General features: G+C 41.3%; 15 protein-coding genes, 1 pseudogene and 1 riboswitch. Of the genes and pseudogenes, 8 read left to right on the top strand and 8 right to left on the bottom strand.

The features are described from left to right. Positions 1-227: 227 nt before the first annotated feature. Positions 228-845, top strand: coding sequence for a glycerol-3-phosphate 1-O-acyltransferase PlsY (plsY, locus tag BA724_RS05135; RefSeq protein WP_069937592.1), 618 nt, complete (start codon positions 228-230; stop codon positions 843-845). A 10-nt stretch (positions 846-855) separates the two neighbouring features. Here plsY and BA724_RS05130 read toward each other — a convergent pair whose 3' ends face one another. Beyond that, positions 856-2,406: a flagellar assembly protein A gene (locus BA724_RS05130; protein WP_069937591.1), complete on the bottom strand. Its 1,551-nt coding sequence runs from the start codon at positions 2,404-2,406 to the stop codon at positions 856-858. Positions 2,407-2,766: 360 nt separating this feature from the next. Here BA724_RS05130 and BA724_RS05125 point away from each other — a divergent pair, with 360 nt between their 5' ends. After that, positions 2,767-3,072: a HesB/YadR/YfhF family protein gene (locus BA724_RS05125; RefSeq protein ID WP_069937590.1), complete on the top strand. Its 306-nt coding sequence runs from the start codon at positions 2,767-2,769 to the stop codon at positions 3,070-3,072. Here the strand turns inward: BA724_RS05125 and BA724_RS05120 are convergent. Both BA724_RS05120 and BA724_RS05115 read right to left on the bottom strand, forming a co-directional pair. Further along, positions 3,065-3,370, bottom strand: a complete 306-nt coding sequence (locus BA724_RS05120) for a hypothetical protein (RefSeq protein WP_069937589.1) — start codon at positions 3,368-3,370, stop codon at positions 3,065-3,067. The two genes, BA724_RS05125 and BA724_RS05120, sit on opposite strands and share 8 nt — an antisense overlap. After that, on the bottom strand, positions 3,370-3,792 hold the full coding sequence (locus BA724_RS05115; RefSeq protein ID WP_069937588.1) for an acyl-CoA thioesterase: 423 nt from the start codon (positions 3,790-3,792) through the stop codon (positions 3,370-3,372). The genes BA724_RS05120 and BA724_RS05115 overlap by 1 nt, the downstream gene beginning before the upstream one ends. Positions 3,793-3,910: 118 nt before the next feature. On the opposite strand from BA724_RS05115, the gene BA724_RS19120 reads away from it, so the two are divergent. From BA724_RS19120 to ggt, 3 genes are read left to right on the top strand one after another with little or no spacing between them, the layout of a single operon-like run. After that, positions 3,911-4,504: a M20/M25/M40 family metallo-hydrolase gene (locus BA724_RS19120; RefSeq protein WP_342669987.1), complete on the top strand. Its 594-nt coding sequence runs from the start codon at positions 3,911-3,913 to the stop codon at positions 4,502-4,504. Continuing rightward, positions 4,468-5,064 (top strand): M20/M25/M40 family metallo-hydrolase, encoded by a 597-nt coding sequence (locus tag BA724_RS19115; protein WP_342669986.1) that lies wholly within the window; start codon positions 4,468-4,470, stop codon positions 5,062-5,064. Before BA724_RS19120 ends, BA724_RS19115 begins: the two co-directional genes overlap by 37 nt. Then, a complete protein-coding gene (ggt, locus tag BA724_RS05105; RefSeq protein WP_069937587.1) occupies positions 5,065-6,750 on the top strand; it encodes a gamma-glutamyltransferase in 1,686 nt (561 codons plus the stop codon). It begins immediately after the preceding gene. A gap of 35 nt (positions 6,751-6,785) precedes the next feature. Here the strand turns inward: ggt and bluB are convergent, their stop codons facing one another. The 4 genes from bluB to BA724_RS05085 all read right to left on the bottom strand — a co-directional run bounded on the left by bluB (position 6,786) and on the right by BA724_RS05085 (position 12,693). Next, positions 6,786-7,430, bottom strand: a complete 645-nt coding sequence (gene bluB / locus BA724_RS05100; protein ID WP_069937586.1) for a 5,6-dimethylbenzimidazole synthase — start codon at positions 7,428-7,430, stop codon at positions 6,786-6,788. A gap of 10 nt (positions 7,431-7,440) precedes the next feature. Beyond that, complete coding sequence (gene cobT, locus BA724_RS05095) at positions 7,441-8,475, bottom strand: nicotinate-nucleotide--dimethylbenzimidazole phosphoribosyltransferase (protein WP_069937858.1); 1,035 nt, start codon at positions 8,473-8,475, stop codon at positions 7,441-7,443. Between the two features lie 155 nt (positions 8,476-8,630). Continuing rightward, positions 8,631-8,778, bottom strand: a riboswitch (cobalamin riboswitch). A 95-nt stretch (positions 8,779-8,873) separates the two neighbouring features. After that, positions 8,874-11,600, bottom strand: a complete 2,727-nt coding sequence (gene acnA, locus BA724_RS05090; protein WP_069937585.1) for an aconitate hydratase AcnA — start codon at positions 11,598-11,600, stop codon at positions 8,874-8,876. A 151-nt stretch (positions 11,601-11,751) separates the two neighbouring features. Continuing rightward, on the bottom strand, positions 11,752-12,693 hold the full coding sequence (locus BA724_RS05085; RefSeq protein ID WP_069937584.1) for a magnesium transporter CorA family protein: 942 nt from the start codon (positions 12,691-12,693) through the stop codon (positions 11,752-11,754). 169 nt (positions 12,694-12,862) lie between these two features. Between BA724_RS05085 and BA724_RS05080 the strand changes: the two genes are divergently transcribed. After that, complete coding sequence (locus BA724_RS05080; RefSeq protein WP_069937583.1) at positions 12,863-13,150, top strand: hypothetical protein; 288 nt, start codon at positions 12,863-12,865, stop codon at positions 13,148-13,150. A 182-nt stretch (positions 13,151-13,332) separates the two neighbouring features. Here BA724_RS05080 and BA724_RS05075 read toward each other — a convergent pair whose 3' ends face one another. Further along, positions 13,333-14,175, bottom strand: a complete 843-nt coding sequence (locus BA724_RS05075) for an STAS domain-containing protein (protein WP_069937582.1) — start codon at positions 14,173-14,175, stop codon at positions 13,333-13,335. Between the two features lie 533 nt (positions 14,176-14,708). Between BA724_RS05075 and BA724_RS17865 the strand changes: the two genes are divergently transcribed. Then, positions 14,709-14,813 carry a YjcZ family sporulation protein gene (locus BA724_RS17865; protein WP_083256080.1) on the top strand — a complete coding sequence of 35 codons (105 nt, stop codon included), beginning with the start codon at positions 14,709-14,711 and terminating at the stop codon, positions 14,811-14,813. A 291-nt stretch (positions 14,814-15,104) separates the two neighbouring features. After that, positions 15,105-15,194 (top strand): annotated as a pseudogene (locus BA724_RS19205) (L,D-transpeptidase); the annotation flags it as partial. Positions 15,195-15,268: the final 74 nt, after the last annotated feature.

The following is a 15,268-nucleotide window of genomic DNA, read 5'->3' as shown; positions in this document are numbered from 1 at the left end:
CTAAGTCCCCTCTCTTTCCAACACCCGTACATAAAACGTATGTTCCTAACTATCATATCATAAAAGTCAAGCGTTCTCCAATACGTTTATCGATGCCGTTTTAAAGCGTACGTCACTTTTCGGTGAGAATCAACCGAAATAATTTTCCCGCCATTCTGATCCCCATGGTAAAATGAATAAGAATGTCATGGACATGATTATACAATACAAAAAGGGAGAATGAGAAATTGATTCCAGCACTTATTTTAATCATCGCGTACCTTCTAGGTTCAATTCCATCCGGCCTGATTGCAGGGAGAGCGTTTTTCGGCATTGATATCCGCGAGCATGGAAGCGGTAATTTAGGTGCGACTAATTCGTTCCGTGTACTCGGCAAAAAAGCAGGTGCTTTCGTGACAGCAGCTGATATTTTAAAAGGAACCGCCGCTACTTTAATCCCTATTTCACTTCATTTGCAAGGGGTCGTTACGGGTATCCACCCGCTTTTAGCAGGTCTTTTTGCGGTCATCGGCCATATGTTTCCACTATTTGCCGGATTTAGAGGAGGTAAAGCAGTAGCAACTTCTGCAGGTGTATTACTTGCATACAGCCCTTTATTTTTCCTGCTTTTAGCCACAATTTTTGTGAGCATTCTTTTGATCACAAAGTACGTCTCCGTAGCGTCTGTTTCTGCGGCTGTTGCAGCGTTTATTTACGCTGTCGTTCATACGATTTATGAAAAAGATTACCCTTTTTTTGCTGTCGTTGTCGCTCTGGCCTTTTTCGTTATCTACCGTCATCGGGCTAATATTGTCCGTCTACGTAATGGGACCGAACCAAAGGTGTCTTCCGGCAAAAGCAAGTAAAGAAACCGGCTTAACAGTTGAGTGTTAAGCCGGTTTTTTTTATACGGCCGTCTTCTCCGATAAATAAAGAAACCGGTCCTTCTGTATGATAAAAGGTGATCTGCTTCATACCAAAGTGAGCGGTTACTTCAGGATGTACTTTCGAAAGTTCAATTCTGCCGGTTTCCTGAACGCTAAGCGTTGTTTTGACTCCGCTTTCAGAACCGGCTTCTTTTATTTTAATAAACGTGTCCGCATAAACAGACCCGCCTTTTACACAGCCCGACACTTCCACGCATCCGCCTGCTTTTAATGTTGAATTAAAAATACCTTGACCAGTAATGTAGATATGCTTATTTGACACAATGTCACTGTTCACCGCATAGGGGATCGAAACGAACAATTCCTGCTCATCTTCTTCCGCCTGATAAAATGACTGAAGAAACAGGGCCTGATTTACTGCTTCTTTCAGAAGTTCAACCTGGATGCCTGTTACAGATTTCATAATAAATAATCGATACAGTTTATTTGCGAGCTCTGACCATTCTTTTTTTACTGATTGGCCGGTTTGAGCTGTTTCATAAGCAAATTGTTTAATCGCTGCGGGAAGCTTAGGAAAGTTTCTCTCCATTAGCGCCTGAGCCGCTGCGTGCGTACCAATTGCCTGTCCTCTGTTTTTCAATTGGGCTAAAAAACGGTCCAGCTTTTCAGCAAATTCAATAATAGAAGGCAAACATCCCGATAATGTATTCGTTAATGTACTAGTTGATTCAACCATTTTTCCACATGAAATAGTTGATGAAAAGACGTTTTGCCGCACAGAAACAGATTTTCCCGCAATGATCACTGCGCCAGATAATTGGCCTTGCACGCTAATATCTCCTGCCGCTTCAACTCTCATTGCGTTTTCGACGTTTCCCTGCACTTCAATATCTCCTTGAAACCGGATGTTCCCAGAAGAAAGATCAACAGAACCCCGATGAATAAACTGTTTTGATACGTCTAACATGTATTTATTCACTCTTTTGTCAACAGAAAGCCGGCCGGAAAAGGAAGCGAAAATTTGGTTTTCTTTTTCATATACCCCTGTCCCGCATTGCACGGTCACTTCTTTTACTAAAGGGGCTGCAATCACTCTTCCCGTTACCGTCCGTCCGTCTCTGCCTGGTACAGGACTGTTTTTCCTGGCAATGAGGCTTCCTTCTTTTATTTCCGGAATCACTTGTATTTCCCGGAAATCGGCCATACCGCTCCAGTCCAGCTTCGGCGGCATTAAACCTGCTGAGTAATCAGTGAAAAACGTTAATGATCCATCTTTTCCCGGTACTGCAGCTTTACCAGAAGCGACCTTTTGGACTATTTCATCCTGTGAGAGAAGCGCCTGTTCAATCGCATGCAGGTCAATCCCATATTCAACCCCCACTTCATTTAACATTTGTTGTACGTCAGAAGAAGAAATAACGTTTACGGACGAACCTCCTTCTTCCTTCCCCGGCTGATAGTGAAGACTGGCCTCCATGAAATCCGCTGCTATTATCACGGTACACATTTCTTTTTGAATAACGGCTTCTACATGATCCATCTTTTCCCACCCCGTTTTATCGTATAATTAAGCATCCATTCAGTGTTAATTTTGCTTTGACACCGTACTCTTTTCAGATAAATTGATGACGGCGTTTGTCCACAATAATAATAACCGTTTCCCCGAACGCTTCATCAACTCCAATGATAACGGTTTCATTCGTTTTCAATATTGTTTTTCAGAACTCGAGGACTTTACTTTTATATGACGTCAGCGTATACTTCCCCGCCTTTAGGCAGATTTCCTTTTACAACAATTGATTGATCCATGAGAAGGCCTTCTTTCCTCACATTGTTATGAACTATTTTGAGTACGCCCGTTTCCATGCTACACTATGAAAAAAGAATGGAGTGATCCGGTGTGAAAATCGATGTCACGAACCAAGCAAAAAAATGGTTCAAAGAAGAAATGCAGGCGGAAAAAGGTGATTCTGTCCGCTTTTACGTACGGTACGGCGGGTCAAGTCCGCTTCATGAAGGTTTTTCGCTTGGTGTGGCAAAAGACGAGCCGGTGGAACCGGCTGTCACCGCCGTGTATGATGACATTACGTATTTCGTGGAAGAAAAAGATGTCTGGTATTTTGACGGCCACCACCTCAAGGTAGGATTTAACAATAAGCTGCAAGAACCTGATTACAACTACATAAAAGAAACAGGGGCTACTTAAGATTAAATCGTTCAATATGATGAAAAAGCTTTTCATGCTTTAAAATGAGGAGCTGCTTCTCACCAAGCAAATCAAAATGAGGCCGGGATGGATTGCGCATATCAATCCATTCCGGCTTTAAATCATATTGTCTGCCCCAGCTTATTAATTTTTCCACATCAAGGCATCCCGCTTTTGTAACCGTCCGGCAATGCGGAAAGCGGTCGTCCTGCCAATAATGGGTTAAAAAAGAAATCTCACCCTGTGCCATTTCTTTTTTCCACTTTTCAACATCCATCCGTTTTAATCCAAACGCCATTATTGACCCTGTTTTTCTTTCTCATATACAGCGTGCCATTCCGGAAATTCTTTTTTAAATTTCACCGGTCGGAATGTTTCTTTATTGACAACTGTGTGGACGCTTGAACCAATTACACATACGTCGCCTGTTTCATTAACAATTTCATACGCATAAGTCGTGCGAATGCCGCTGTGTGATTGAATCCACGTGCGGATGGTTGCCATTTCCCCATATCGAAACGGGCGTTTATAAGACAGCTGAATATCCGTTACCGGCGAAACAAATCCCGCTTTTTCCATATCCGCGTAATGAAACCCTAAATCTTTAATCAACCGGGTCCTGCCGATTTCAAACCAGACAACATACTGGCCGTGATACACAACTTGCATCGCATCTGTTTCTGCATAGCGGACCTCTATTTGTGTTTCAGAAATAAACAAAATAAAAACTCCTTTAATTAAGACGAATTCTATTTCTATTTTACCATATTTGTACGTACGTTTATGTATTTTGTTTTTTCGGGTAAACATAAAAAAGAATCACAAGGAGGAATAGTTTTTGATTACGTATTTAAAGCAGGAAAAAGAAAATATGATTACACTTCTGGAGAAGCTGGTCAATATAGACAGCAACTCCTATGATAAACAGGGCGTTGACAAGATTGGTGAGGCTCTTCAACAGGAATTTGAAGAGATAGGGATGTCCGTCGGTGTTCACCGTGAAAAAGAATACGGAAACCATTTAAGCATCACATCCCCACACGCCAAACAGCCCGGTATTTTAATTATCGCCCATATGGATACTGTTTTTCCGGATGGAGAAACGGAAAACCGTCCATTCGAAATCATTGGGGACAAAGCGTATGGTCCCGGCGTGAATGATGAAAAAGCAAGTCATGTTCAAGTGCTATACGCAATGAAAGCGCTCAAGGAAATAGGGTCATCCGCTCTTCATAACGTGCAAATTCTTTTTAACAGCGATGAGGAAATCGGCTCTCCTTCTTCTAAAGCATTAATCAAAGAAGCAGCAGATAAAAAAAATACAGCCTGGTCGTTGAATGCGGACGGCCAAACGAGGGCGTGGTCACCTCCCGCAAAGGGGTTGGCCGTTTTACGATGCGCGTGTCCGGCAAAAGTGCCCATGCCGGGGTAGAACCAGAAATTGGACGAAGCGCCATTGAAGAAATTGCACATAAAATTATTAAGTTACAGCAATTAAATGATCATAAAAATGGCCTTTCTGTTAATGTAGGATTAATTGACGGAGGAACATCTGCCAATACGGTGTCACCAGAAGCAGAAGCCGTTATCGACGTGCGTGTAAAAAATAAGCAGCAGGCAGACGAAGTGGTAAAAGATATATACTCTATTGCTGAGGAAGACACAGTTCATGGAACCGATACGGAAGTATATGGAAGAATTTCCCGCCCACCAATGGAAGAAACAAAAAAATCGAAACGGCTTCTTAAAGAGGTAAAAGATATAGGCAAACAAGTAGGGTTAACGATCCATGGAGAATCTACCGGCGGTGCGTCTGATGCCTCATTTACGGCGGAAGAAGGCATTCCAACCATTGATGGAATGGGACCGGTTGGTGAATTTTCACACAGCGAAACAGACGAATATACGGTTATCGATTCACTCATTGAACGGACTGCTTTACTCGCCAAAACAATTGAAAGACTATCTCAGCAAAAGACGGAGGACAACTAAATGACAATGGATCATATTTGGAAAAATCAGCAAAGCGATTTACATGAACAGCGCGCCCATGGAAAAAAGGGTATGACTGCAAGTGCGACCGAAGAATCATCAGCCATTGGCGCTGATATTTTATCAAAAGGCGGAAATGCGATGGACGCACTTGTAGCTATGCAATTTGCGCTTGCTGTAGCGGAGCCGTTTAATACCGGACTCGCAGCGAGTGGTTTTATTATGTACTATGACGCGAAGAAAAAGAAAACATTTGTTGTAAACGGACATTCAATTTCACCTAAAAAAGCACATAAAAATGTATTTGTTGATGAACGTCAAGACGTTATTCCTTTTTTAGAGCGCTCAACCCCAGGCACAGCTGTTGCGGTACCTGGTATCTTAAAAGGAATGGAAAAAGCATTAACAGAATTCGGTACGATGCCTTGGGCCGATGTGATGGAACCGGCTGTACAGCTTTCTGAAAAGGGCGTACGTGTAAATTTAACATGGAATACAGGCTTAGAGCGGTTTAGCGACCGTCTGGGCAAAGAAGCAAAAAAATTCTTTTTTCCGGAGGGTGTTCCTCTTACAGAAGGAGAAATTGTCGTTAATAAAGAACTGACAAAAACACTTAAACTTTTGCAGGAAAAAGGAGCGGACGTATTTTATCGTGGAGAAATTGCCGATAAAATAATCGAAATCGTTCAATCATTTGATGGATTCATGAAAAAAGAAGATTTGCTTTCATATGAAGCAACAGTATCAGAAGCAATTAGCGGAACGTACAAGGATTATACAGTGGCTGTCCCCGCTCCTCCAAATGGCGGCGGCTTTTCCCTTCTTTACATGCTAAAGCTGCTTGAAAAATTAGATATTGCTCAATATGACATTCATTCATGGGAAAAATATTATCTTTTTGCAGAAGTAATGCGGATTATGACGGCTGATAAACTTGCTTTTATGGGTGATCCCGCCTTTTATGACATCCCATTAAATGGACTTTTAACCGAACAGTATTTAGACGACAGAGTAAAACTCATTAATTTTGAATTTAGAAATGAAGACATCACAGAAGGCAACCCGTGGGAATACGATGACAAGCAGCCTCATCACAAAAATGCCGGCACGACTGACCCCGGCCCGGATACCACCCACTTTATTGCGGTTGATGAAGAAGGCAACATCGCTGCCTGTACTTCTTCGTTAGAACACTTTTTCGGCTCTGGTATTATGGTGCCGGGCTATGGGTTTTTATTAAACAATGATATGACCGACTTTGACCCAGACCCGGCTGGAATTAATTCAGTCGAACCAGGGAAATACCCTGTGAGCATGAAAACACCCACCATTGTTTTTAAAGACGGTAAACCTGTTTTAACACTCGGATCACCTGGCGGGCCGACAATTCCTACATCCGTTATGCAAACGATGATTCATATATTAGATTATGGAATGGATGTAAAAGATGCGATTGAAGAGCCTCGGATTTATAATGGTACTGGACCGCTTATTTGGCAGGAAGAGGGCATTCCGGAATCAGTTAAACAGACGCTTGAGAAAATGAATTTTCAATTTGACTCCATTGCTCTCTCAATCGGCAATGTGCAGGCTGTTTTAATCAATCCGGATACTGGAGAACTATTTGGCGGCAGTGACTCTTCCCGTCCCGGCATTCCTATGGCAACGGACACTAAATATAAATAAAAAAAGATTTCCGGTAAAAAGCCGGAAATCTTTTTTTATGATTCTCCCCACTTATTATAATAAACTAACTGATCCAGTTCCTTTCTTCTTCTCCATTTTGCCGTTTCTAAAATAGGCTCCTTCGGATATAGATCTGTGTATCCTATTGAAATTAATGCAACTGGATCAACATGGTGAGGAATTCCTAATATGTCCCTTATATCTGTTTTTTTATAAAAGCTGACCCACCCCATTGCTAATCCTTCTGCACAGGAAGCCAACCACATATTTTGAATGGCGCATGCGGTCGACATCATATCTGTTTCCGGTATCGAATTTCTTCCTAATACGTGTGATCCGCCTCTTGACGGATCGGACGTAACGCAAATCGATAATGGCGCTTCTTTTAATCCTTCAATTTTTAATTTTAAAAATGCGGACGACCGCTCATCATCTTCATAATGGATCGCCAGTGCTCTTCGTTCTTTATCTGCTGCCCATGCCAGCTTTTGTTTTAGGTCATTTTCATTGATCAAAATAAAATTCCACGGCTGCATGAATCCAACAGAGGGCGCATGGTGGGCTGCTTCCAGTATTCTTTTTACAGCTGACTCATCCACTGGATTGGGCAAAAAAGTTCGTACATCCCTTCTTGAAAATATAACTTTATAGATTGCCTGCTTCTCTTCATTCGTAAACATATAAACTCCACTACTCTCTGTCAGATATTTGGGCTGATTCAAACGTGGCCATTTCCTTTAGCATTAAAACAGCAGATTGGAGAATCGGAAAAGCAACAGCAGCTCCTGACCCTTCGCCCAGCCTCATTTGGAGATCAAGAAGTGGTTTTTTCCCTAATAAATCCATTATTATTTTATGGCCAGGCTCAACTGAGCAGTGTCCCATAATCATATAATCTGTCACGTTATTGGAAATCTGTTTGGCTACTAATGCAGCGGTCGCAGCAATAAAGCCATCTACAAGAATAGGTGTTCTATTTGCTGCCGATGCAAGCATTGCACCTGCCATCGCGGCGATCTCCAAACCGCCCACTTTCGATAAAACATCAATAGGATCATCTGCTTTCGGTTTTCTTTTTTCGAGAGCCTGTTGAATAATCCGTTGTTTATACTTGATTTTTTCTTTTTCAATGCCGGTTCCCACACCAACGAGTTTTTCTACACTGACGCCGCTGATGGCTGCTGTTACTGCACTGCTTGCTGTTGTATTGCCAATACCCATTTCTCCAGGAATGAGACATTTAACACCACCGCTGATCATTTTTGCTGCCTGCTCATATCCAGCTTCTAGTGCTTTCATTGCTTCATCACGGCTCATTGCGTTTTCATTAAAAAAATTAGCGGTTCCATACCGAACTTTTTTTACCTTTAGTTGTTCATGCTCAATATCACTGGTCATTCCAATATCCACCACACACATCTTTGCACAAATAGACCTGCTGAAAACATTGATCGCAGCTCCGCCATTCAAAAAATTCCGAACCATTTGAACAGTAACCTCTTGTGGATAAGCAGAAATGCCTTCAGATGCAATTCCATGATCGGCAGCAAATATAATCACCCCAGGGGGTGAAATGACAGGAAATACTTCTCCGGTCATTTTTGAAAGTTCAACGGCCAGTTCTTCCAGCCTGCCAAGACTGCCTTGAGGTTTTGTCAGTGAATTTATGTATTTCTGAACTTCTTCACCGGTTTTTTCATGCCTTTTCGGTATAGGTACAGCCAGCAAACTATTTCCTGTCAATGTAAAAACATCCTTTCTAACATATACATAAATATATAAAAAACCTTAACTCGTGAAGTTAAGGTTTTTTAAATAAGCTCTTTATCAATAAACGATAAAAAGTTTTTTAAATCCTTTTCTTCCCGCCGAAGAATTTTAGACGTATCTATTTATAAGCAGGTTTCCTGGCTTAAGCAAGTTTAAAGAACATGCTTTTACAGTAGCGGGGGCTGCTCCGGATTTACACCGGATTCCCTATTATCTCTCCACAATTTCGTTTCGAGCACTTATAAATAATTATTCATTTATATGTATCATTAAACTATAATCATATTTGAATAGCAACTGCATCATGAAAAAAAGCCGGTTCCATTTATCAGGAACCGGCTTCATCCAAGTTATTAGTTATTTGCATTTACACTTTGCAGTTTGCCGCGAAGGACCATTTGCAAAATACCACCGTGACGGTAGTAATCAACGTCAACTTCAGAATCGAAACGAACAAGCGCATCAAATTCTGTTTTCTTGCCATCTTTAGCTGTCGCTGTTACTTTCACAACTTCACGTGGTTTTACGTTATCAGTAATTGCTACTTCAAATGTTTCTTCACCTGTTAAACCAAGTGTTGTTGCATTATCACCCAACTTGAATTGAAGTGGGAGCACGCCCATCATAACAAGATTTGAACGGTGAATACGCTCATAGCTCTCTGCAATGACTGTTTTAACGCCAAGGAGATTTGTTCCTTTAGCAGCCCAGTCACGTGAAGAACCCATTCCGTAGTCTTTACCTGCAAGTACAACAAGGCCAGTACCTTGCTCTTGATACTTCATGCATGCATCATAAATCGGCATTACTTCGCCGGTAGGCCAGAATGTTGTAAAGCCGCCTTCTGTACCCGGTGCAATCTGGTTGCGTATCCGGATATTGGCGAATGTACCGCGCATCATCACTTCATGGTTGCCACGGCGGGAACCATATGAGTTAAAGTCACGCGGCTCAACGCCTTTTTCACGCAAGTATTTCCCTGCCGGTGTATCTTTGCCGATTGCACCTGCTGGAGAAATATGATCCGTTGTGACAGAATCACCGAATTTACCCATTACGCGAAGTCCAGTAAGCGCCTGGATCGGCTCTGGATTTGTTGAAAGTTCCTGGAAGAATGTTGGATTCGCAATATACGTTGAATCCTCATTCCAACTGTAAAGAGCCTCATTGCTCGTTTGAATTTGATTCCATTTCGCATTGCTGTTGAATACTTGATCATATTCTTTGCGGAACAATTCAGGTGTTACTGTTCGTTTAACCGCTTCTTTTACTTCTTCTGTTCCAGGCCAGATATCTTTGAAGAATACATCCTGTCCATCTTTTCCTTTGCCGATTGGCTCGTTTTGAAGATCCACGTTTACGTTCCCTGCAAGTGCGTATGCGACAACAAGCGGAGGTGACGCAAGGTAGTTTCCTTTAACAAGCGGATGAATACGGCCTTCAAAGTTACGGTTACCTGAAAGAACAGATGTAACAAGAAGATCAGAATCAATAATCGCTTTTTCAATTTCTTCTTTCATCGGACCTGAGTTCCCGATACATGTTGTACAGCCATAGCCAACAACATTGAAACCTATTTTTTCCATATAAGGAAGAAGACCGGAATCACGAAGGTAGCCTGTTACAACTTTTGAGCCTGGTGCCAATGATGTTTTCACGTACTTCGGCACTTCAAGACCAAGTTCAACCGCTTTTTTGGCAACAAGGCCAGCTGCAAGAAGAACGTATGGGTTTGATGTATTTGTGCAAGATGTGATCGCCGCAATGCCAATTGCACCTGTTTTCATTTCAACTTTTTCACCATCAGTAAATGTAACTGTTGTTGTTCTGTCAAGCTCCTCTGCTGTTAGTCCAAAGCCATGATTGCCTTGAGGCGCACTAACTGCATCCTGGAATGACTTTTGCATTTGAGAGAGCGGAACCAAGTCTTGTGGACGTTTCGGTCCGGACAAGTTTGGCTCAATTTCAGCAAGGTCCAGTTCAACGACTTCTGTGTAAATAGGATCTTCATTTGCCGGCGTGAAGAACATGTCGTTTTCTTTCAAGTATTGTTCCACAACTTGAATATGGCCTTCTTCACGGCCTGTTAAGCGCATATAATCAAGTGCTTCTGCATCAACTGGGAAGAATCCGCAAGTTGCGCCATACTCAGGTGCCATATTCGCAATTGTTGCACGATCTGCAAGTGGAAGTGAAGCAACGCCTGCACCAAAGAACTCAACAAATTTACCAACAACACCTGTTTGACGAAGAACTTGTGTTACTTTAAGCGCCAAGTCTGTTGCTGTTGCACCGTCAGGCAGTTCTCCAGTTAATTTTACACCGACAACTTCCGGGATTGGGAAATAGGAAGGCTGTCCAAGCATACCTGCTTCCGCTTCAATACCGCCAACGCCCCAGCCAAGTACGCCGATGCCGTTAATCATTGTTGTATGAGAATCCGTTCCGACTAATGTATCCGGATACGCGTCGAATTCGCCGTTTTCTGTTTCAACCGCATGAACAACGTTCGCTAAGTATTCTAAGTTTACTTGGTGAACGATACCTGTTGCCGGCGGAACAGCACGATAATTGTCAAACGCTTTTTGCGCCCAGCTTAAAAACTCATAACGTTCTGCATTACGGTCAAATTCAAGCTCCATATTGCGCTCCAGCGCTTCTGGCGTACCGTAAGCATCTACTTGTACGGAGTGGTCAATAACAAGGTCAACCGGAATTTCCGGGTTGATCACTTGTGGGTCGCCGCCGATATCAGCCATCGCTTTACGAAGAGAAGCTAAGTCAACGACAACTGGAACCCCTGTAAAATCCTGCAAAATAACGCGTGAAGGCTTGAATGGAACTTCTGCTTCCGCATCTGCATCCGCGCCCCATTTCGCCAAATTTTCAACATGTTCTTTTTTGATCACATAACCGTCGAATTGACGGAGTACAGATTCTAGCAATACTTTAATCGAATATGGCAGGCGTGAAACATTCGCCGTACCCGCTTCTTCAAGTGCTGCCAGACGGTAGTAATTGTAGCGCTTACCATTCAGGTCAAAACTTGCGCGGGCGTTAAAGACATCATTTGTTGCCATTTCGGTTCCCCCTCTTAAGTTGAATATGTAATGTAAGACAATTAGAAAACTAGTTTTTTATTTTGTTCTAATTTCCACACCTTTTATCTTATTACATCCACCGATATAAGTAAATAACAAGAAATTTATCACTGTCCATAAGAAAAACGAATCACTTAAAAAATGATTTTTTGCTGCGGACAGCCAGAATATCTCCCATCCAGCCTTTTTTCTTCAGGAAAATATAAAGCGCCACTGTACACAATCCAATTAACACACCTGAAAATAAATAACCGTATTTCCATTCGAGTTCCGGCATATGCTTGAAGTTCATGCCCCAGATCGCGCCGAGAGCCATAACCGGTGTGAATAACGTCGTGATAACCGTGAGTGTTTTCATAATTTCATTTCCGCGGTGTGTCGATACAACATTTTCAAGATCCAGCAGCGCATCGATTTCTTCCTCATATTCACGTATAAGCGACCTTGCACGCTCTATTCGCCGTTTCGTCCGTTTAAATTGTCTGCCTTCTATCACTTCGTCACCAAACGCCTCTTCCACTGCCATCCGAATTTCCATCATTGGAATGATAAGGTTTTTCCAAATTAGCAATTCGTGATCTGTATTAGCCGCCCGATCCAAAATACTCGTATTGTTTCTTTCTTTTATCCCCCACAATAAATCCCGCAGTTTCACTTCAAATGTATCGATTTCTATTAAAAAATGTGCCATGATCTCCCCGATTAACACAAAGAATCCTTCTATCGGTGTTTCAGAATGGTGCATTTTTTCTTTCATCGCTTTCACGTTTGCATAATCTAGCTTCGATAAGTCTAAATTAGCTGTGATCATTTGATCGCGCGTCAAATAAAAATGGAAAACATGCCGATTGTCTTTTTCGTCTGCGTGCTGTAAATAAACAAGTGAGCCCCAAAGCACTTCTTCGTCAGGCATTCCTGTATACATTTCAAGAGAATTAGTGTCATTCTTCTGTACATCCCTAACCCATTTTTTGCATGTATGATGCTTTTTGGCGAGCTCTTTTGCCTGCGCATCATTTTTTATATCAAATTCTTTCCATTTCCATTGCGAAGAGTGAAATGAATGTTCCATGCAGCTGCACCCCTCCTTATTATTTCTCTCTAACACATCATCCTTACCCTTTTTCATTGCTTTCAAACCGTTTTATTTTTAATCCATCTATGTTTTGAATAGAAAAAACGCGGGTAAACTATTTTCAAGCAAGCGCCTTTTTTGGCAGCTATGAAGGAGGATTTTTTTTATGTACAACAATCATGTAAATAAAAAACAAAAAAATGGCGGGCTTGGCTATCTTCTCGTTGGAGCCGGTGCAGCCGCATGGTGGCTTTCCAAAGAAGAAAATCGGTCAAAATTTGATGGCTGGATGTCACAGGCAAAGAAAAAGTTAAATGGTGAATCGATTCCATCGGATGAAAAATTCCCTGTTCAAAAAGCGGGCAATCCTCATCCGGACGATATTGCGGACAACAAGATGGTCGAAGAAGGCGCTCAGTTCGCTGTCGACTACTATAATAAAAAAGAACAGTAGGTTGTAGAATAAATTCAATTTTATTAAAAACCCTGTATTTCTTCCCAGTTTTTTTGGGACGACGTGGGAGCGACATTTAAAGTTTGAATAGATGCTCAAAAAAGAGTCCCTCACCCGGACTCTTTTGCACTTTTTCTTCTATATATTTCAAAAAATCATGGCCTGCTGGATTATAAAAGATGTTAACCATTTATAGAAGAAGAACTTATAGCCTTGGAGAGCGTAGATGTAATCGATACGTTATCAAAACGAAGTCCAAGTTGAATAGCGGTCTGCGCTATTTCTGGCCGTACTCCTGAGAGAGTCGTTTTTACTCCAATTAAACTCAACGCATCGATTACTTGAAAGATTTGATGGGCTACCATCGTATCAATCATAACTACACCGGATAAATCGATAAGGAGATGAGTCACTCTTTTTTGAGAACACTGTTCTAACGTATTTTCGAGTATAAATTTTGCACGTGCTGTATCGATGTCTCCAACCAGTGGAAGTAATGCTATGTTTTTATTAAGAGTGATAACAGGTGAGCTTAATTCATTAATCATTTCCTGTTGGCATTGCAATCTTTGTGTTGAAAACTTATAATGCTCTTCCATAAACCAGATGACGACCTTATCCATAGTCTCAAAAACTTTTTCGTTCCATAAATCAATCACTTCTTGTGAATACTTCCCCCTATTTAGAGAGACAAACTCTTTTATATAATCTAAGTATTTCCCCCGAACTCTAAAAAACTCTCTTAACATAGAATGAGTAGGCGTTGCTAAATGCTGCCCGTCGTTCGCAACCCTAATTATCCAATCTTCAAAATCCTGTATGAACATTGATTCTTCTTGAACAAACAATTGAAAGAACTGTACATGAAGTTCATAATTTTGTTTTTTTAATAATTTAACAGCTTCAGGGTCAGTATTGGAATAAACCCCAAAAGGCTCACTTTTATCTAACGATTCATACCAATCTTCAGTCAGTTCCCAAGCTTTTTCTAAAAGGAATTCATGCAGTTCTTTATTCCTATACACCTTAATGCCTCCCTACGGCTAATCTAAAATTATATTTTACTGTTTATTCTAACCTATTGAGGAGAAATCAGCTATGTTTCAGCTTCATCTAAAGCTTGGCGCCGCAATTCTTCTTTCCTCAGCCTGTGAAGAGATTCATTCATTACAGGAGAAAAAACTCTCACTCTCCCTTCTTTAACTTTTGTTCGTTTTGGAGCAAAAAAGCACCCCGCAGGATGCTTTTTGATCACTATTTTCTGTCATCTCGTCTTTTTAAACCTGCAAGGGCAAGCCAACCTCAATCTATGGCGTCATCATCGTCCTCATCAGCAACGTTATCAGTCACATTGTTATTTTGAGCCGTCTCGGTGACGGAATGATTATCATTATGAACGCTTTCGGCACTCACACTTAAACTGGAAAGTATAATTACCAAATGAATGAAACGCCGCCCGCATCCTTATTCCAGATCATACTTTTTTATTCGGGCAAGGCCATTCGCACAAGATTCATCTGTCCTTTTTCATAGTATATTTAAGAAGGAGGTGTTAATTATGTCTGAACATAAAGGTGGATATGGATCTGGCTTTGCACTGGTTGTTGTTTTGTTTATTCTGTTAATCATCATCGGTGCGTCTTACGTAGGAGGCGGGTATTGATAAATGCTAATACCTATCCTTAAAACGTTTTTGAATTAACTCAGTTTTCTTTACCTCCTTGCTAAACATAGAGCGACTGTATAACATACATACAGTCCTTTTTTATTCCTTTCATGTTTCTTCCTACTTACTACGCATAATGTGCGTATTCTGAATAAAACACGAAAAACCAGCATGATACCTTAATGGATTTCCCCACAATACATATTAATTTTTGGGATGCCGTCATTGCAGTCCCTGTTGTTCTTACCCTGACTCAGTTAATCAAAATGTTAATTAAGCCATCAAAGTCCTTTTAGAGTGCTTTGGATGGGATTGTCAAAACCTCATTACGGTATCCATGGAACAAATAATACAGCTTCAATTGGCAAGAATGTCTCACTTTGTATAAACTTTTCTTTTATGAAAGAAGATTTTGTCAACAGTCTGAGAACAATAATAAAATCCGCCGGGCA

The sequence above is a fragment of the Domibacillus iocasae genome (assembly GCF_001750285.1).
Lineage (GTDB): Bacteria > Bacillota > Bacilli > Bacillales > Domibacillaceae > Domibacillus > Domibacillus iocasae.
Note: the sequence above shows the minus strand (reverse complement) of the source record. Positions and strands in the feature narration are given on the sequence as shown.